We start from the raw sequence: 17,785 nt of genomic DNA, 5'->3' as shown, positions 1-17,785 counted from the left end.
GTATCAGCCGTTGCCCGGGTATCGATGTGCCGTTACAGGTACTTCATTTCGAGGGTGGCGTTGCCGTCGATTTGCTGTTCGTCAGTCAGGGTCAGCTCGCGGGCACGTGTAATTTGGGTGTTTACCTGAAGGTCCAGGGCCAGGTCTTTCACCGGGATCAGCGCATTGGGATTCCCGACAGCGCCGGTTCCCCAAATCGTCTCAAGGCTCCAGAACTCTCCAGCACCTCCATATCTGTGCCAGGTTTTGCCGCCATCACGCGAGGCGATAGGCTGCGCATCGAGCCCATCGGCCTTCACATTGAGTGGAGTAACCTCAAAGACGCCCAGCTTTTCGCCGACGGTGGTCAGGCCCAGGCCGAAGAGGTCTGACTGTATTGAGGTACCAGCCCGATTATCGATCGGCGACAGCGCAAACAAGGTCGCTGCATCGCAGTTCACTGCCAGTTGCAGCGTTTGTCTGGGCAAACTGGTGGGATTGGTCGGGTTGAGGTCTTTCGCGGAGATTTTTCCGTGATCGACAACACCACCAGCGGACAGGCTTGGTGTGCAGGCAACCGGCGTGATAGTGCCAGTGACGGTCAGGTCCGTGCTGCTGGCGAAAACGGATGAAGCTCCGGTGAGGAGCAGGGCAGTGCAGAGGATGCTTAAAGGCTTGTTCATGTATTGGCTCTTTGTCAGGCACATTTTTATAGGTTGGCTATGGCTTTTCGTGGTTTGAGCGCAGCGACTGCGCCGCGCGGGATGCCACCGTGTAAGGCACAAGCCGTTTTTTTCGGCAGATGGGAGCTCACCGATCGAGGTGCAATTTAGCGGCGGGGGTAAGGAGAGCGGAATGCAACTAATACGAAAAGGGGCGGTTCGGTGTATGAACAGGTGTTACGGACTTGGGATCGTATTCCTTCGCAGGGCTGCCCGCCGTATTTTGATGTAGGTCGAATAGCCAGGAAGGCGTAGGGGGGGACTTTATATTTTATAAGAGAAAAGTCGGGATCCCGGATGCATTGGGCGAAGTAAACACGCAGTCATGATTGGGTGTTGTGGGAGGAACAGGACAGCGTTACTTTCCGCGCATTACCAGTCACCAAGTAGGAGATATCCGACAATGCGCGTAATTATTGCTGACGACCATCCTCTCGTCCGCATCGGGTTACGGATGCTTCTCGAATCAAGCTGGAAATGCACAGTGGTGGGGGAGGCTGATGGTCCGCAGAGCTTGTTCAGCCTTCTTTCAAGCACGCCCTGCGATCTGTTGATCACGGACTTCTCCATGCCGGGCAACCAGCAGGCCGATGGTTTGAAAATGTTGAGTACGATTCGACGTCAATACCCTGCGATGCCTGTCGTCCTGGTGACGATGTTTGCCAACGTAGCGATGTTGAAGGCGGTATTCGCTCAAGGTGTAATGGCAATCGTCACAAAGGGCGCGTCAGCGACGGAACTGCCCATTGCAATCAAATCAGTGGTCGAAGGGCGGCGTTTTCTCAGTGAGTGCTTACGCGCGGCGCTGGCTCAAGCAGACACAGATGATCAGTCGCATCCCCCTTCGTTGTCGGCTAAAGAACATGAGGTTGTGAGAATGCTTGCCAGCGGTATGACCGTCAGCGAAATCGCTATCTGCTTCAAGCGCAGTGTGTCGACGATCAGTAAACAAAAAAGCATGGCGATGCTCAGGCTGGGCATTTCCACGGATGTGGAGCTCTTTACCTATGCCCGTGACAGTGGCATGTCGCTTTAGGTGCGCGGGGGGGGAGCAGTCCTGATATTCCCCTTGTTGATACCAATAGTGTTCCGGGTATTTGCAGACTATCGTGCAGGCATCTTTCGAAGCCATTTTTGCAAATGCAGGGAGCCTGTCCATGAGTGATGCCAACAGCGCATTGATCACTGAGTTCTATCAAGCTTTCCAGCGGCTGGATGCCGAGGCCATGAGCGCCTGCTACACCGAGGACGTGGTGTTCAGTGATCCGGCGTTCGGCGAACTGCGTGGGCGCGATGCCGGCGACATGTGGCGCATGCTCACGACTCGCGCCAAAGACTTTTCCCTGACCTTCGATAACGTCCGCGCCGACGAGCGCACGGGCGGTGCCCATTGGGTGGCGACCTACCTGTTCAGCCAGACCGGCAATACAGTGGTCAATGATATCCAGGCGCGTTTTGTTTTCCGTGACGGCAAGATCTGCGAACACCACGACCATTTCGATCTGTGGCGCTGGTCGCGTCAGGCGTTGGGTTTCAAAGGTCTGTTGCTGGGGTGGACACCGTTGGTAGGCAACGCTGTACGCGCGCAGGCCTTGAAGGGGCTGAAGGCATTTCAGGCCAGTCGCTGATAAGATCGCGGCTTGTTTCCTACAAGCCTTGATCGTCACGTGAACACCCTGAGCGAAGTCTCCGTCAGCGAACCTGCAACCCCTCCAGCGCAGAGCAAACCCTGGTTCGTGTACCTCGTTCGTGCGGCTAACGGTTCGTTGTACTGCGGGATCAGCGATGATCCCGTCAGGCGTTTCGCCACTCACCAGAGCGGCAAAGGTGCGCGTTTCTTCCTCTCGAGCCCGGCTGTGGCGCTGGTCTACACCGAAGCCTGCCGCGACAAAAGCGAAGCGTTGCGTCAGGAGCGCTTGATCAAAAAACTCAAGAAAAGCGCCAAGGAATGTCTGGTGGCGAGCGCCACCGCGGGTTTATCAATCTGACTGATAAGTGCCCATCAGGCAGATGGGTAGGCTGCAAATCGATTGCGCGCTAAGCTGCTGGCTCCTAATACCAGCGGCGGGTCCAGCATGTCAGAGTTGATTCTTCATCATTACCCGACTTCCCCTTTCGCGGAAAAGACCCGGCTGTTGCTCGGTTTCAAAGGCCTTTCCTGGCGTTCGGTGAAGATCTCGCCAGTGATGCCAAAACCTGATCTGACCGCACTGAGCGGTGGCTATCGCAAGACCCCGGTGTTGCAGATTGGCGCTGATATCTACTGCGACACGGCGCTGATTGCCCGGCGTCTGGAGCAGGAAAAGGCTTCGCCTGCGCTATTCCCGGAAGGTCAGGAGATGGTCAGTGCGACCTTCGCCGCCTGGGCCGACTCGGTAGTATTTCAGCACGCCGTGAGCCTGGTGTTTCAGCCTGAATCAGTGGCGGCGCGTTTTGCCAAGTTGTCTCCAGAAGCGATCAAGGCTTTTGTTGCTGACCGTGCCGGGCTGTTCAGCGGTGGCAGCGCCACGCGGTTGTCGGCCGAGCAGGCCAAGCATCAGTGGCCGACGATCATGGCGCGGCTTGAGCAGCAATTAGAACGCGAGGACGGTGACTACCTGTTTGGTGAGCCTTCGATTGCCGATTTCGCCATGGCCCACCCGTTGTGGTTCCTCAAGGGCACGCCGGTGACTGCGCCGTTGGTCGATGTTTATCCGGCGGTGTCGGCCTGGCTGGCTCGGGTCATGGGTTTCGGGCATGGCGCGTTCAGCGAAATGACCGCTGAAGAGGCGCTGCAGGTTGCGCGTCATTCAACGCCTGCGGCCTTGCCGGACGAACAATTCGATGAGCCAAACGGCTTCAAGGCCGGCCAGCAAGTGGTCATTGCCGCGATTGATTATGGCGTTGATCCGGTCGCGGGCGAGTTGCTGTTTGCGGGACGCGAGGAACTGATCCTGTGTCGTGAAGATGAGCGTGGCGGGCTGGTGCATGTGCACTTCCCGCGGTTTGGATTCCGCATCGAAAAACATTGACGTACAAATGTGGGAGCGAGCTTGCTCGCGATGGCGGCGGCACATTCAACATTAATGTGACTGACACACTGCTATCGCGAGCAAGCTCGCTCCCACAGTAGTTATTTCAGTGCGGCGAGAATCTCGTCTGGCTCATAACCGCGAATCAACGTGCCGTTTACATCGAGCATCGGAATCCCCCGTCCGCCGAGCGCTTCATAGGCCTTGCGTGCGTCGGCATCTTTCTCGATATCGAACTCGCGGTAAGGAATGCCCTTCTGATCGAGAAAGCGCCGGATTGCCTTGCAGTAGCCACACCAGTCGGTGGCGTAGAGCACGACCCTGGCGTTGGCCTGGGTCTGCTCGGACACCACTTGCGAAGGATTGAACACCCGCTCGATCTTGCCCCAGTTCTGGTAGACCACGACCACCAGCAGGATCAGCAGGAATTTCTTCAGTACACCGTTAAGCATCAGTTACGGCGCTTCAGCTGATCGGTCAGCTGGGTCGGCAGGCCCTTGATGATCAGCGTGCCGGCTTCTTCGTCGTATTCGATCTTCGAGCCCAGCAGGTGCGCTTCAAAGCTGATGGACAAGCCTTCGGCGCGGCCGGTGAAGCGGCGGAACTGGTTCAGGGTGCGTTTGTCCGCCGGAATCTCTGGCGACAGGCCGTAGTCCTTGTTGCGGATGTGATCGTAGAAAGCTTTCGGGCGTTCTTCGTCGATCAGCTCCGACAGCTCTTCCAGGCCCATGGGTTCGCCGAGCTTGGCCTGGCTGCTGGCGTAGTCGACCAGGGTCTTGGTTTTTTCGCGGGCGGATTCTTCCGGCAGGTCTTCGCTTTCGACGAAATCACTGAACGCCTTGAGCAGAGTGCGGGTTTCGCCCGGGCCGTCGACGCCTTCCTGGCAGCCGATAAAGTCGCGGAAATACTCCGAAACCTTTTTACCGTTCTTGCCTTTGATGAACGAGATGTACTGCTTGGACTGCTTGTTGTTCTGCCACTCGGAAACGTTGATCCGCGCCGCCAGGTGCAGTTGGCCCAGATCCAGGTGTCGGGACGGGGTCACGTCCAGTTGATCGGTCACCGCCACGCCTTCGCTGTGGTGCAGCAGGGCGATGGCCAGGTAGTCGGTCATGCCTTGCTGATAGTGCGCGAACAGCACGTGGCCGCCGGTCGACAGGTTGGACTCTTCCATCAGCTTTTGCAGGTGTTCCACTGCAATGCGGCTGAACGCCGTGAAATCCTTGCCACCGTCCAGGTATTCCTTCAGCCAGCCGCTGAACGGATGTGCGCCGGACTCGGCATGGAACAAACCCCAGGCCTTGCCTTGTTTGGCGTTGTAGCTCTCGTTGAGGTCGGCGAGCATGTTCTCGATGGCCGTGGACTCTGCAAGTTCCGAGTCGCGGGCGTGGAGTACTGCAGGTGTGCCGTCGGGTTTTTTGTCGATCAGGTGGACGATGCAATGACGGATCGGCATGGGCTTCTCGGCTGATTGAAGGGAGGAGGGCATGCTCCCCGAAAAAGTGCCCAGTGTACCGTAGCAGGACAATTTCGGGTTACGGGCCGGGCTTATGCGCTTTTTTCCGGATTTAGAGCAATAAAGCTGACCAAATGGGTAGGTAGAGGCGGATATTTCCCCGTCTCTGTGCTAGTTTTGCCCCGTCTTACGCGAAGTCACTGCGTTAAGCGTGCATTCAGCATTTGTCAGGTCGAACCAAACCCTGATTTCGGCATCTATAACCCCGACCCGTCGGTGTTGTAGCCGAGGGTGCCAGATCCAGAAGATCGGGCTCGATGGCTGACACTGCACTCTGCAATCCATATGAATTTGATAGGGAAGGAACACCACATGGCTCTTACTAAAGACCAACTGATCGCCGATATCGCTGAAGCTATCGACGCGCCAAAAACCACCGCGCGTAACGCTCTGGACCAACTGGGCCAAATCGTTGCTGATCAACTGGAAAACGGCGGCGAAATCACTCTGCCAGGTATCGGTAAGCTGAAAGTGACCGAGCGTCCTGCCCGTACCGGCCGCAACCCTTCGACTGGCGCCGCCATCGAAATCGCTGCCAAGAAAGTTATCAAGCTGGTCGTGGCTAAAGGCCTGACTGACGCTGTTAACAAGTAAGACCGCAGTAAAAAAAAACCGTGCGCCGGGACAACCCGGGCACGGTTTTTTTGTGTCCGCCATTCAGCCCCTCAAACACCTCGAAACCAATGTGGGAGCGAGCCTGCTCGCGATAGCGGTGCTTCAGTCACTTTGATGTTGGATGTGCTACCGCCATCGCGAGCAGGCTCGCTCCCACAGTTGCTCAGCTTTTGCGAACCCAGCGTTCGCGCCAGACCTGCTGCTCGGATTTGGTCTGGAAGGTCCAGGCGACGAAGCGGCTTTGCTTCTGCCCCTGAGACATTTCCACAACCTGGCTTTCCAGTACGCCGGCCTTTTTCAGTGCCGTCTGGATGGCAGGCAAGTTTGAGGCTTTCGAGACCAGGGTGCTGAACCAAAGCACTTTGTGTTGAAAATGCGCGCTCTCGGCGATCAGTTGCGTCACAAACCGTGCTTCGCCACCTTCACACCACAGTTCGGCCGATTGACCGCCGAAGTTCAGCACCGGCAGTTTGCGTTTTGGGTCGGCGCGGCCCAGTGCACGCCATTTACGTTCGCTGCCCTTGGTAGCTTCGTCCATCGAGGCGTGGAACGGCGGATTGCACATGGTCAGGTCAAAGCGTTCGCCGGGTTCGAGCAGGCCCAGCAGAATGTGCTTGGGATTGCTTTGCTGGCGCAACTGAATGGCTTTGTTCAACCCGTTGGACTGCACGATGGCTTTGGCGGCGGCCACTGCTGTCGGGTCGATTTCCGAGCCGAGGAAGTGCCAGCGGTAGTCGCTGTAGCCGATCAACGGATAGACGCAGTTGGCGCCCATGCCGATATCGAGCACCTTGACTGGCGCCCCGCGTGGGATTTCGCCGTCGTTGACGCTGGCCAGCAGGTCGGCCAGGAAGTGCACGTAGTCGGCGCGCCCCGGCACCGGTGGGCACAGGTAATCGGCCGGGATATCCCAATGGGCAATGCCGTAGAACGACTTGAGCAGCGCGCGGTTGAACACCCGCACCGCGTCGGGGCTGGCGAAGTCGATGCTTTCCTTGCCGTACGGATTGATGATCACGAACTTCGCCAGTTCAGGCGTGGTCTTGATCAGCGCCGGGAAGTCGTAACGACCCTGATGGCGGTTGCGCGGGTGCAGGCTGGCCTTCTCACGCGGCTCGACGGCTTTGGCCGGGGGCGCGACATCAGGCTTCTTGCGCGCAGGTTTGGGGGTGCGGGGGGCGTTCATGGGTGTGATCGATTCGGGTATGGCTGAAAGTGGCGGCTATTGTCCCACATAAAAGCCGGTAGCGCGGTTGATCGAGTTTTCCCGTATGAGGAGTGAACCCGCCGACCGCGCCGATTCTTCAGAGTGAATCAGGTCTGATGAAGTGTTTTGTTTGCTGTTTGTTTATAACCGATTGATAAAGTCTGTGGGTCAATCAAACTTCGTCTGGATGACTCAAATATGGCGTGTTGCGTTCCAGTATATTCAAAGTAAGTTTCAGCGCTACTTGTCCGCCCAGCTCGAAGCGTACCGGAAAGTCAGCCCAGCCAAATTCAGAGCGTAGAATTTTTCCTTGTGTGGATAATTGAATAACTTGAGTGTCGCCATTGATGTCATTGAGTGTGATGGTTTTGCCGTTAATATCGAGCATGTTGAAGTTGACGTGGCTCTGCGTGCTGCTGCCGGTAAAGACAATGCCTTGCAGATCGATAACCTTGCCGAAATGCTCACCTTCCGAACGGACATAAAGGGTGTACTGATCGTCCGTGCAGCGGAAGTAAAAGGTGTCTGCAATGCCGGTATAGGTTATCGCCAGCACTATGGGCTCACCGGCATATCTTGTGGTCAGCCGGACGGGATTGTTGCCGACTCTCAAAGTTGCAAGAAAAGATTTTTGTCGATTAGTGTTCATGCTGAATATCCTTTTCAGTATTAATCAGGGTGGGTGGTTGTTGTCGACTTGCAGGTTATCGGTTTTTTAAAGGTGATGGGTGATTTTAAATATTAAGTAAATAACTAATAAAAACGCCCCGGAGTTCGGGGCGTTTTCAAGTGTTGGCTAAGTTGCAAGAGGTTTATTACAGGCTGGAAATTCTCGCGTGTTGTTCCGCAAGTTTGCCCAGGGCCTGTTCAGCCTCGGCCAGTTTGGCGCGTTCTTTCTCGATGACTTCCGCCGGAGCCTTGTCAACGAAGCCGGCGTTGGACAGCTTGCCGCCGACACGCTGCACTTCACCTTGCAGACGCTGGATTTCCTTGTCCAGGCGCGCCAGTTCGGCATCTTTGTCGATCAGACCGGCCATCGGCACCAGCACTTCCATCTCGCCCACCAAAGCGGTGGCGGACAGTGGTGCTTCTTCGCCTGCGGCCAATACGGTGATCGACTCGAGCTTGGCCAGCTTCTTCAGCAGGACTTCGTTCTCGGTGAGGCGACGCTGATCTTCGGCGCTGACGTTCTTCAGGAACAGCGGCAGTGGCTTGCCCGGGCCGATGTTCATCTCGCCACGAATGTTACGCGTGCCGAGCATCAGGCCCTTGAGCCATTCGATGTCGTCTTCGGCGGCCTGGTCGATGCGTGCTTCATTGGCCACTGGCCAAGGTTGCAGCATGATCGTCTTGCCTTCGATACCGGCCAGCGGCGCAATGCGCTGCCAGATTTCTTCGGTGATGAACGGCATGAACGGGTGCGCCAGACGCAAGGCGACTTCCAGTACGCGAACCAGCGTGCGACGGGTGCCGCGTTGACGCTCGATCGGCGAATTTTCGTCCCACAGCACAGGCTTGGAGAGTTCCAGGTACCAGTCGCAATACTGGTTCCAGATGAACTCGTACAAGGCTTGCGCGGCCAGGTCGAAACGGAACTGGTCGAGTTGACGGGTCACTTCGGCTTCGGTGCGTTGCAGCTGCGAAATGATCCAGCGATCCGCCAGCGACAGCTCGTAGGCTTCGCCGTTCTGGCCGCAGTCTTCGCCCTTGTCCAGCACGTAGCGTGCGGCGTTCCAGATCTTGTTGCAGAAGTTGCGATAGCCTTCAACGCGGCCCATGTCGAACTTGATGTCACGACCGGTCGAAGCCAGCGAGCAGAAGGTGAAGCGCAGGGCGTCGGTGCCGTAGCTGGCGATACCGTCGGCGAACTCGTCGCGGGTCTGCTTCTCGATCTTCTTCGCCAGTTTCGGCTGCATCATGCCCGAGGTGCGTTTTTCCACCAGCGCTTCGAGTTCGATACCGTCGATAATGTCCAGCGGGTCCAGGACGTTGCCCTTGGACTTGGACATCTTCTGGCCGAGGCCATCACGCACCAGGCCGTGCACATATACGGTCTTGAACGGAACCTGCGGCGTGCCGTCTTCGTTTTTCACCAAGTGCATGGTGAGCATGATCATCCGGGCAACCCAGAAGAAAATGATGTCGAAGCCGGTCACCAGCACGTCGGTGGAGTGGAATTTCTTCAGGAATTCAGTCTGCTGCGGCCAGCCGAGGGTGGAGAAGGTCCACAGACCCGAGCTGAACCAGGTGTCGAGAACGTCGTTGTCCTGTTGCAGCGCAACGTCGGGGCCGAGGTTGTGCTTGGCACGCACTTCGGCTTCGTCGCGACCGACGTAGACCTTGCCCGACTCGTCATACCAGGCCGGAATCCGGTGGCCCCACCACAGCTGACGGCTGATGCACCAGTCCTGGATGTCGCGCATCCACGAGAAGTACATGTTTTCGTACTGTTTAGGCACGAAGGCGATACGGCCGTCTTCAACGGCAGCAATCGCAGGCTCGGCCAGCGGTTTGGTCGAAACGTACCACTGGTCGGTCAGCCACGGCTCGATGATGGTGCCGGAGCGATCGCCTTTCGGTACTTTCAGGGCGTGATCGTCGACGCTGACCAACAGGCCGGCCGCTTCGAACGCGGCAACGATTTCCTTACGGGCCTGGAAGCGGTTGAGGCCGGCGTATTCGGCGGGCAATGTGCCGTCGATCTCTTCGTTGACGCTGCCATCGAGGTTGAAGACCTGGGCTGCTGGCAGCACCTCGGCGTTCTTGTCGAAGATGTTCAGCAGCGGCAGGTTGTGGCGCTTGCCGACTTCATAGTCGTTGAAATCGTGCGCCGGGGTGATTTTCACGCAGCCGGTGCCGAATTCTGGGTCGCAGTAATCATCAGCGATGATCGGAATGCGGCGACCAACCAGTGGCAGCTCGACAAATTTGCCGATCAGGGCCTTGTAGCGTTCATCGTTCGGGTTAACGGCCACGGCAGCGTCGCCGAGCATGGTTTCCGGACGAGTGGTTGCGACGATCAGGTAATCGTTACCTTCAGCGGTCTTGGCACCATCAGCCAGCGGGTACTTCAGGTTCCACAGGAAGCCTTTCTCGTCGTGGTTTTCCACTTCGAGATCGGAAATCGCCGTGTGCAGCTTGGTGTCCCAGTTGACCAGACGCTTGCCGCGGTAGATCAGGCCGTCTTCGTGCAGGCGTACGAAGGCTTCCTTGACCGCTTCCGAGAGGCCGTCGTCCATGGTGAAGCGCTCGCGGCTCCAGTCGACGGACGAGCCGAGGCGGCGGATCTGACGGCTGATGTTGCCGCCGGACTCATCCTTCCACTCCCAGACTTTCTCGAGGAATTTTTCGCGGCCCAGATCGTGGCGATTCTGGCCCTTGGCTTCGAGCTGACGCTCCACCAGCATTTGCGTGGCGATACCGGCGTGGTCGGTGCCCGGCTGCCACAGGGTGTTGCGACCCTGCATGCGGCGGAAACGGATCAGCGCGTCCATGATCGCGTTGTTGAAGCCATGGCCCATGTGCAGGCTGCCAGTGACGTTCGGCGGCGGGATCATGATGGTGTAGGAGTCACCCGCACCTTGCGGGGCGAAATAATTCTCGGACTCCCAGGTGTTGTACCAGGAAGTTTCAATGGCGTGCGGCTGGTAGGTCTTATCCATGCGCGGCGGGACCCTATTGGCATTTATTCAGGAAAAGCCGGCAAGTATAGCGGGGCATGGGGCGAAGGGCGAGCAGGTGCAGACCGGGTACGTCATCAATCACAACGCGGATCAAATGTGGGAGCGAGCTTGCTCGCGATAGCATCACCTCGGTTTGCCTGACACACCGCGGCGCCTGCATCGCGAGCAAGCTCGCTCCCACAGGGGGGGTTATTCGTACTGGCTGAGGAGCCGCTCCATCCGCGCATCCAGGCGGCGCTTGATTTCGGTTTCGATGTGCGGGGCGAAGTCGTCGATCACGTCTTGCAGGATCAATTGCGCGGCGGCGCGCAGTTCGTCGTTCAGGTGCAGCATGACGTCGGCGCCTTGCTGGACGGATGATGCCGGAGCTGCGGCCGGAGCCGCGACAGGCGCGGGAGCCGGTGGTTCGATGCTTTCAGCCCGCGGTTTGCCGCCGACCTGATCGAACAGCAACGGAATTTGACCTTCATCACTCGCCGGCTCGACAGTGTCGGTCAGCAGCGGTGGTTGCAGGTTGTCATCGCCGAGCAACTGGCGGATCGACTCGAGGTCGTCCAGCAGGTGTGCGGACTTTTGCAGCGGGTTTGACGTGTCCATCATGTGCTCAGAGTCGCTGTAAACGGTGATCTTGCAGAGGATAGCCCTGTTCGCGGTAGAAACGGAAACTCTCCCGCGCGGCCTGACGAATAGCCGGGTCTTCAACCACCACTTCGGCCACACGGGCAAAGCGCTGGGCAAAAGACGGGACTTTGAGGTCAAGATTGACCAGCAAGTCCTGGTGTTGTCCTGGATCGTCTCCCAGGCCGAGCACAATCAAACCGTCCGGTTCGCTTTCGGCGGGGCCGTGAGGCACGAAGCTTTCACCTTTGAACGCCCACAGGCGCGCATCGAGATCGTCACGCTGGGCGGCATCGCTGCAATGCAGGTAGATACGGTGGCCCATGCGCCAGGCTTTTTCGGTGAGCTTGCAGGCAAAATCCAGCCGCGCTGAGGGATCGGCGCTGGGCAGGATATAGAAATCGACTTTGGTCATTGCGGTCCCTGACGCCTGCGCGGCGTCATCCATGGACGCCGCCGCGCAGGGGTTTCAGTTTCAGGCTTTGGCGCGGTCCAGCAGGTATTGGGTCAGCAGTGGAACCGGACGGCCAGTGGCGCCCTTGTCCTTGCCGCCGCTGGTCCAGGCCGTACCGGCGATGTCCAGGTGCGCCCAATTCAGGTTCTTGGTGAAGCGCGACAGGAAGCAGGCCGCGGTGATGGTGCCGGCTTTCGGGCCGCCAATGTTGGCGATGTCGGCGAACGGGCTGTCCAGCTGTTCTTGATATTCATCGAACAGCGGCAGTTGCCAGGCGCGGTCGTCAGCCTGTTGGCCTGCGCTCAGCAGCTGGCCGATCAGCTCGTCGTTGTTGCCCAGCAGACCCGAGGTGTGGGAGCCGAGGGCGACGACGCAGGCGCCGGTCAGGGTGGCGATGTCGATCACCGCTTGTGGCTTGAAGCGTTCGGAGTAGGTCAGGGCGTCGCACAGCACCAGACGGCCTTCGGCGTCAGTGTTGAGGATTTCCACGGTCTGGCCGCTCAGGGTGGTGACGATATCGCCAGGGCGCGAAGCCTTGCCGCTCGGCATGTTCTCGGCACAGGCGAGGATGCACACCAGGTTGATCGGCAGTTTCAGTTCGAGCACGGCACGCAAGGTACCGAATACGCTGGCTGCGCCGCCCATGTCGTACTTCATCTCGTCCATGCCGGCGCCCGGCTTGAGGCTGATGCCGCCGGTGTCAAAGGTGATGCCCTTGCCGACCAGTGCATACGGCTTCTCGGATTTCTTGCCGCCGTTGTATTGCATGACGATCAGGCGCGGTGGCTGGGCGCTGCCCTGGCCAACGGCGTAGAACGAACCCATGCCCAGTTCCTTGATTTGTTTCTCATCAAGGATTTCGACTTTCAGGCCCTTGAACTCCTTGCCCAGGTTCTTCGCCTGCTCGGCGAGGAAAATCGGGTGGCAGATGTTCGGTGGCAGGTTGCCCAGGTCGCGGGTGAAAGACATGCCGTTGGCGATCGCGGTGGCGTGGGTCACGGCGCGTTCGACTTCAGCCTGGGCGGCCTTGATGGTCAGCAGGGTGATTTTCTTCAGGGCGCGCGGGTCGGACTTCTGGCTCTTGAACTGCTCGAAGGTGTATTCGCCGTCAACCAGGGTTTCGGCCAGCAGACGGGTTTTGCCGTAGCTGTCACGGCCTTTGACCACGATTTCGTCCAGCGCCAGCGCAGCGTCGGTGCCACCCAGGCCTTTGAGGGTGTTCAGTGCGCCGGCGATTATTTTGCGGAACGGGCGGTCGCCCAGCTCGGCATCTTTACCCACGCCAACCAGCAGCACGCGTTCGGCTTTGAGGTTTGGCAGGCTGTGCAGCAACAGGCTCTGACCCACCTTGCCGGCCAGGTCGCCACGCTTGAGGACGGCGCTGATCGCGCCGCCGCTGAGCTCGTCGATTTGTTTGGCGACGTTGCCGAGTGTGCGGCCTTCGCCGACGGCGACCACCAGGGTGGCGGTTTTCAACGTTTCTGGGCTAACGCTTTTTACAACCAGTTCCATGTCCGGGTCCCTGAATAAATGGTCAAAGTGCAGCGCGTCACGCAGTGCGCGCACGTTTGCCTTTCTACTATAGAAAGGCTGAAGAAAGACGCTGACAGAGGCCAGCGACAAAGGCCGCAGTTTGAACCTCGCTTACTGCGCCTGACAACCCTTGTGCGGGTGATCTTTGCGCCATTACGCACCTGCTTGAGCATGCGCAGTGACAGGCGCGGTCAATCACAGGATAATGCGCCATCTTTTTTGGCGGCTCAGCCCTGCGGGCCGCCCGATACGTTTGCTTGTTTGGCCGCCTTAGCCTGACAACCCTGGAGTGTCTGGTTTGATCGTCTTCCGTTATCTATCCCGCGAAGTCCTGTTGACCTTGAGCGCCGTCAGCGCCGTGCTGCTGGTCATCATCATGAGTGGGCGCTTCATCAAGTTCCTGGCTCAGGCCGCCTCGGGCGCCCTGGACCCAGGCTCGCTGTTCCTGATCATGGGCTTTCGTCTGCCGGGTTTCCTGCAACTGATTCTGCCTTTGGGGCTGTTTCTCGGGATCCTGCTGGCCTACGGTCGCTTGTACCTGGAAAGCGAAATGACCGTGCTCGCGGCGACCGGCATGAGCCAGCAGCGTCTGCTGGGCATGACCCTGTTTCCGGCAGCGCTGGTTGCCGTGATCGTGGCCTGGTTGAGCCTGAGCCTGGCACCGCAAGGCGCCAATCAGTTCCAGTTGCTGCTGAACAAGCAGGACGCGATGACCGAGTTCGACACGCTGGTGCCGGGCCGTTTTCAAGCGTTGCGCGACGGTTCTCGGGTGACGTACACCGAGCAGCTGTCTGATGACCGGATCAACCTGGGCGGCGTATTCATTTCGGAAAAGCGCCTTTCCGCCGACCAGAAGGATCGCGGCATTTCCGTGCTGGTGGCCGAAAAGGGCCGTCAGGAAATCAAGGAGGACGGCAACCGTTACCTGATTCTCGATAATGGCTACCGTTACGACGGTAATCCGGGGCTGGCTGATTACCGTGCCATCAAGTACGACACCTACGGTGTGTTGCTGCCCAAGCCGGACGTCAGTGACGAAGTGACCGACCGCGATGCGATGCCGACCAGTACCCTGTTGGGCAATCCGGATATTCGTGCGCGCGCCGAGCTCGAGTGGCGTCTGTCGCTGCCATTGCTGGTGTTTATCGTGACCCTGATGGCCGTGCCGCTGGCGCGGGTCAATCCGCGCCAGGGACGCTTCCTCAAGTTGCTGCCGGCAATTCTTCTTTATATGGCTTATCTGACGATCCTGATTTCCGCACGCGGCGCTCTGGAGAAAGGCAACATCCCGCAGGCACTGGGCTTGTGGTGGGTTCACGCGATATTCCTGGTCATTGGCCTGGGACTGCTCTACTGGGAACCGTTGCAATTGAAAATGGCGAGTCGCCGCAGTGCGCTGGAGGTGACCCGTGGTTAAGCTCGATCGCTACATTGGTGGCAGTGTTTTCATGGCGATCCTGGCCGTGCTTGGGATTATTCTGGGTCTGGCGACCTTGTTCGCCTTCATCGACGAGATGAGTGACGTCACTGATACCTACACCTTCACTGACGTATTGAGCTACGTGGCGCTGACAGCGCCGCGCCGGGTCTATGACATGCTGCCGATGGCGGCACTGATTGGCTGCCTGATCGGCCTTGGCAGTCTGGCCAGCAGCAGTGAATTGACCATCATGCGCGCCGCTGGCGTGTCCATCGGTCGGATCGTCTGGGCGGTGATGAAGCCAATGCTGGTGCTGATGCTGGCAGGCGTGCTGGTCGGCGAGTACGTTGCGCCAGCCGCGGAAAACGTGGCCCAGGCCAATCGTTCCCTGGCCCAGGGCAGTGGTGATGCGCAGAGCGCCAAACATGGTATGTGGCACCGTCAGGGGGATGAGTTCATTCACATCAACTCGGTGCAGCCGGATGGCATTCTGTATGGCGTGACCCGCTATCGTTTTGACCGCGAGCGTCACATGCTGAGCTCGAGCTTTGCCAAGCGCGCACAGTTCGAAACAGACCATTGGCAGCTGAACGACGTCACTACCACCGTGTTCCATCAGGGCAGCACCGAAGTGGTCACCGCACCGCAAGAACGCTGGGAAGTGCCGCTGAGCCCGCAACTGCTTAACACCGTGATCATGACGCCGGAATCGTTGTCGATCAGCGGTTTGTGGGGTTACATCCACTATCTGGCGGATCAGGGCCTGAACAATGGCCGTTATTGGCTGGCATTTTGGGTCAAGGTGTTGCAGCCTCTGGTCACCGTTGCCCTGGTGTTGATGGCAATCTCCTTTATCTTCGGCCCGCTGCGTTCGGTAACCCTGGGGCAGCGCGTGTTCACCGGTGTGCTGGTTGGCTTTACCTTCCGTATCGCTCAGGATTTGCTCGGGCCTTCAAGCCTGGTCTTCGGCTTCTCGCCGTTGTTTGCGGTGTTGGTTCCGGCCGGTATTTGCGCGGTGGCCGGTCTCTGGTTGTTGCGCCGAGCCGGTTGATCGCAGGTATTTCCTGCCCTGACTGACACTCAAACGCCCCGTTCGCAAGAGCGGGGCGTTTTTGTATCCAATACCGTTGACCTGTGAACGTGACGCTTGCGTCGTGTATCAGGTACAATTCCCGGCTATTTTTCGGCGGGCTATGCCTGCAGCCTTTTTGAGTGTTGATCCGTGAGTGATTTGAGTCATATCCGCAATTTCTCCATCATCGCCCACATTGACCATGGCAAGTCGACTCTGGCCGATCGCTTCATCCAGATGTGCGGCGGCCTGGCCGAGCGTGAAATGGAAGCCCAGGTACTGGACTCCATGGACCTTGAGCGTGAACGCGGGATCACCATCAAGGCCCACAGCGTTACCCTGTATTACACTGCCCGCGATGGCATCAAGTACCAGCTGAACTTCATTGACACCCCCGGCCACGTTGACTTCACCTATGAAGTCAGCCGGTCGCTGGCGGCCTGTGAAGGTGCCTTGCTGGTGGTCGATGCCGGCCAGGGTGTCGAGGCGCAATCGGTTGCCAACTGCTACACGGCGATCGAGCAGGGCCTGGAAGTCATGCCGGTCCTGAACAAGATCGACCTGCCGCAGGCTGATCCGGACCGCGTCAAAGAAGAAATCGAAAAAATCATCGGCATCGATGCCACCGATGCGGTCGAGTGCAGTGCCAAGACTGGCCTGGGCGTCGACGAGGTGCTCGAGCGTCTGGTCAAGACCATTCCTGCGCCAACCGGCAACATCGAAGATCCGCTGCAAGCGTTGATCATCGACTCCTGGTTCGACAACTACCTGGGCGTCGTTTCCCTGGTACGCGTGCGCCACGGTTGCGTGAAGAAGGGCGACAAAATTCTGGTCAAGTCCACCGGCAAGGTCCACCTCGTGGACAGCGTCGGTGTCTTCAACCCGAAACACACCGCCACCGTTGACCTGAAGGCCGGCGAAGTGGGCTTCATCATCGCCGGTATCAAGGACATTCACGGTGCACCGGTCGGTGACACCCTGACCTTGAGCTCCACCCCCGACGTTGACGTGCTGCCCGGCTTCAAACGCATTCAGCCGCAGGTTTACGCCGGCCTGTTTCCGGTCAGCTCCGACGATTTCGAAGATTTCCGTGAAGCCCTGCAAAAGCTCACGCTCAACGATTCGTCCCTGCAGTACACCCCGGAAAGCTCTGACGCCCTGGGCTTCGGCTTCCGTTGCGGGTTCCTCGGCATGCTGCACATGGAGATCATCCAGGAGCGCCTGGAGCGCGAGTACGACCTGGACCTGATCACCACTGCGCCGACAGTTATTTTTGAGCTGTTGCTGAAAACCGGTGAAACGATTTACGTCGACAACCCGTCCAAGCTACCGGATCTGTCGTCCATTGAAGACATGCGCGAGCCAATCGTTCGGGCAAACATTCTTGTGCCGCAAGAGCACCTGGGCAACGTCATTACCCTGTGCATCGAGAAGCGCGGCATTCAGCACGACATGCTGTTCCTCGGTAGCCAGGTCCAGGTGACCTACGATTTGCCGATGAACGAAGTGGTCCTGGACTTCTTCGATCGTCTGAAATCCACCAGTCGCGGCTATGCTTCGCTGGATTACCATTTCGATCGTTATCAATCAGCTAATCTGGTGAAACTGGATGTGCTGATCAACGGTGACAAGGTCGACGCCCTGGCGCTGATCGTGCACAAGGATAACGCGCACTACAAAGGTCGTCAGTTGACCGAGAAGATGAAAGAGCTGATTCCGCGTCAGATGTTCGACGTCGCGATCCAGGCCGCCATTGGCGGGCAGATCATTGCGCGAACCTCCGTCAAGGCACTCAGAAAGAACGTATTGGCCAAATGCTACGGCGGTGACGTTAGCCGCAAGCGCAAGCTGTTGGAAAAGCAGAAGGCCGGTAAAAAACGCATGAAGCAGGTCGGTAACGTGGAAATTCCACAGGAAGCCTTCCTCGCTGTGCTCAGGTTGGATAGTTAGGTCCT

Annotated in this window: 17 protein-coding genes; 8 read left to right on the top strand and 9 right to left on the bottom strand. The window is 58.3% G+C overall.

What is annotated here, in order from left to right; genetic code table 11:
* Positions 1–32: 32 nt before the first annotated feature.
* Complete coding sequence (locus tag BK659_RS26965) at positions 33–662, bottom strand: DUF1120 domain-containing protein (protein WP_123428717.1); 630 nt, start codon at positions 660–662, stop codon at positions 33–35.
* A 442-nt stretch (positions 663–1,104) separates the two neighbouring features.
* Between BK659_RS26965 and BK659_RS26960 the strand changes: the two genes are divergently transcribed.
* From BK659_RS26960 to BK659_RS26945, 4 genes are all read left to right on the top strand, one after another.
* Positions 1,105–1,737 (top strand): response regulator, encoded by a 633-nt coding sequence (locus tag BK659_RS26960; protein WP_123428715.1) that lies wholly within the window; start codon positions 1,105–1,107, stop codon positions 1,735–1,737.
* A 121-nt stretch (positions 1,738–1,858) separates the two neighbouring features.
* The gene (locus BK659_RS26955) at positions 1,859–2,329 is read left to right on the top strand and encodes a nuclear transport factor 2 family protein (protein WP_123428713.1); all 471 of its coding nucleotides are present in this window, start codon (positions 1,859–1,861) and stop codon (positions 2,327–2,329) included.
* 39 nt (positions 2,330–2,368) lie between these two features.
* Positions 2,369–2,689, top strand: a complete 321-nt coding sequence (locus BK659_RS26950; protein WP_123428710.1) for a GIY-YIG nuclease family protein — start codon at positions 2,369–2,371, stop codon at positions 2,687–2,689.
* Between the two features lie 87 nt (positions 2,690–2,776).
* Positions 2,777–3,712 (top strand): glutathione S-transferase family protein, encoded by a 936-nt coding sequence (locus BK659_RS26945; protein ID WP_123428709.1) that lies wholly within the window; start codon positions 2,777–2,779, stop codon positions 3,710–3,712.
* Positions 3,713–3,813: 101 nt separating this feature from the next.
* On the opposite strand, the gene BK659_RS26940 is transcribed toward BK659_RS26945, so the two are convergent.
* Both BK659_RS26940 and yejK read right to left on the bottom strand, forming a co-directional pair.
* A complete protein-coding gene (locus BK659_RS26940; protein ID WP_123428707.1) occupies positions 3,814–4,164 on the bottom strand; it encodes a glutaredoxin family protein in 351 nt (116 codons plus the stop codon).
* Positions 4,164–5,168 (bottom strand): nucleoid-associated protein YejK, encoded by a 1,005-nt coding sequence (gene yejK / locus BK659_RS26935; RefSeq protein ID WP_071551720.1) that lies wholly within the window; start codon positions 5,166–5,168, stop codon positions 4,164–4,166. Before yejK ends, BK659_RS26940 begins: the two co-directional genes overlap by 1 nt.
* Positions 5,169–5,540: 372 nt before the next feature.
* Here yejK and BK659_RS26930 point away from each other — a divergent pair, with 372 nt between their 5' ends.
* The gene (locus BK659_RS26930) at positions 5,541–5,822 is read left to right on the top strand and encodes an HU family DNA-binding protein (protein WP_007905514.1); all 282 of its coding nucleotides are present in this window, start codon (positions 5,541–5,543) and stop codon (positions 5,820–5,822) included.
* A gap of 184 nt (positions 5,823–6,006) precedes the next feature.
* Here the strand turns inward: BK659_RS26930 and rlmF are convergent, their stop codons facing one another.
* The 6 genes from rlmF to BK659_RS26900 form a co-directional block, all read right to left on the bottom strand.
* A complete protein-coding gene (rlmF, locus tag BK659_RS26925) occupies positions 6,007–7,029 on the bottom strand; it encodes a 23S rRNA (adenine(1618)-N(6))-methyltransferase RlmF (RefSeq protein WP_123428705.1) in 1,023 nt (340 codons plus the stop codon).
* Positions 7,030–7,222: 193 nt separating this feature from the next.
* Complete coding sequence (locus BK659_RS26920) at positions 7,223–7,699, bottom strand: hypothetical protein (protein ID WP_148050457.1); 477 nt, start codon at positions 7,697–7,699, stop codon at positions 7,223–7,225.
* 166 nt (positions 7,700–7,865) lie between these two features.
* Positions 7,866–10,712: a valine--tRNA ligase gene (locus BK659_RS26915; RefSeq protein WP_123428701.1), complete on the bottom strand. Its 2,847-nt coding sequence runs from the start codon at positions 10,710–10,712 to the stop codon at positions 7,866–7,868.
* A gap of 210 nt (positions 10,713–10,922) precedes the next feature.
* Positions 10,923–11,330 carry a DNA polymerase III subunit chi gene (locus BK659_RS26910; RefSeq protein ID WP_123428699.1) on the bottom strand — a complete coding sequence of 136 codons (408 nt, stop codon included), beginning with the start codon at positions 11,328–11,330 and terminating at the stop codon, positions 10,923–10,925.
* Positions 11,331–11,337: 7 nt separating this feature from the next.
* Positions 11,338–11,766: a DNA polymerase III subunit chi gene (locus BK659_RS26905; protein ID WP_123428697.1), complete on the bottom strand. Its 429-nt coding sequence runs from the start codon at positions 11,764–11,766 to the stop codon at positions 11,338–11,340.
* A 60-nt stretch (positions 11,767–11,826) separates the two neighbouring features.
* Positions 11,827–13,317, bottom strand: coding sequence for a leucyl aminopeptidase (locus tag BK659_RS26900; RefSeq protein ID WP_123428695.1), 1,491 nt, complete (start codon positions 13,315–13,317; stop codon positions 11,827–11,829).
* A 319-nt stretch (positions 13,318–13,636) separates the two neighbouring features.
* On the opposite strand from BK659_RS26900, the gene lptF reads away from it, so the two are divergent.
* The 3 genes from lptF to lepA all read left to right on the top strand — a co-directional run bounded on the left by lptF (position 13,637) and on the right by lepA (position 17,780).
* Positions 13,637–14,755: an LPS export ABC transporter permease LptF gene (gene lptF / locus BK659_RS26895; RefSeq protein WP_123428693.1), complete on the top strand. Its 1,119-nt coding sequence runs from the start codon at positions 13,637–13,639 to the stop codon at positions 14,753–14,755.
* Positions 14,748–15,809, top strand: coding sequence for an LPS export ABC transporter permease LptG (lptG, locus tag BK659_RS26890; protein WP_123428692.1), 1,062 nt, complete (start codon positions 14,748–14,750; stop codon positions 15,807–15,809). The genes lptF and lptG overlap by 8 nt, the downstream gene beginning before the upstream one ends.
* A gap of 171 nt (positions 15,810–15,980) precedes the next feature.
* Positions 15,981–17,780 (top strand): translation elongation factor 4, encoded by a 1,800-nt coding sequence (lepA, locus tag BK659_RS26885; RefSeq protein WP_123428690.1) that lies wholly within the window; start codon positions 15,981–15,983, stop codon positions 17,778–17,780.
* Positions 17,781–17,785 lie beyond the last annotated feature (5 nt).

Origin of the sequence: Pseudomonas brassicacearum (genome assembly GCF_003732225.1) — a bacterium.
GTDB lineage: Bacteria > Pseudomonadota > Gammaproteobacteria > Pseudomonadales > Pseudomonadaceae > Aquipseudomonas > Aquipseudomonas brassicacearum_E.
This window is presented reverse-complemented; position numbering and strand designations above follow the sequence as displayed.

Coding starts and splice junctions, on each gene's coding strand:
- BK659_RS26965 (WP_123428717.1), bottom strand. CDS start 662: ATGAACAAGCCTTTAAGCATCCTCTGCACTGCCCTGCTCCTCACCGGA.
- BK659_RS26960 (WP_123428715.1), top strand. CDS start 1,105: ATGCGCGTAATTATTGCTGACGACCATCCTCTCGTCCGCATCGGGTTA.
- BK659_RS26955 (WP_123428713.1), top strand. CDS start 1,859: ATGAGTGATGCCAACAGCGCATTGATCACTGAGTTCTATCAAGCTTTC.
- BK659_RS26945 (WP_123428709.1), top strand. CDS start 2,777: ATGTCAGAGTTGATTCTTCATCATTACCCGACTTCCCCTTTCGCGGAA.
- BK659_RS26940 (WP_123428707.1), bottom strand. CDS start 4,164: ATGCTTAACGGTGTACTGAAGAAATTCCTGCTGATCCTGCTGGTGGTC.
- yejK (WP_071551720.1), bottom strand. CDS start 5,168: ATGCCGATCCGTCATTGCATCGTCCACCTGATCGACAAAAAACCCGAC.
- BK659_RS26930 (WP_007905514.1), top strand. CDS start 5,541: ATGGCTCTTACTAAAGACCAACTGATCGCCGATATCGCTGAAGCTATC.
- rlmF (WP_123428705.1), bottom strand. CDS start 7,029: ATGAACGCCCCCCGCACCCCCAAACCTGCGCGCAAGAAGCCTGATGTC.
- BK659_RS26920 (WP_148050457.1), bottom strand. CDS start 7,699: ATGAACACTAATCGACAAAAATCTTTTCTTGCAACTTTGAGAGTCGGC.
- BK659_RS26915 (WP_123428701.1), bottom strand. CDS start 10,712: ATGGATAAGACCTACCAGCCGCACGCCATTGAAACTTCCTGGTACAAC.
- BK659_RS26910 (WP_123428699.1), bottom strand. CDS start 11,330: ATGGACACGTCAAACCCGCTGCAAAAGTCCGCACACCTGCTGGACGAC.
- BK659_RS26905 (WP_123428697.1), bottom strand. CDS start 11,766: ATGACCAAAGTCGATTTCTATATCCTGCCCAGCGCCGATCCCTCAGCG.
- BK659_RS26900 (WP_123428695.1), bottom strand. CDS start 13,317: ATGGAACTGGTTGTAAAAAGCGTTAGCCCAGAAACGTTGAAAACCGCC.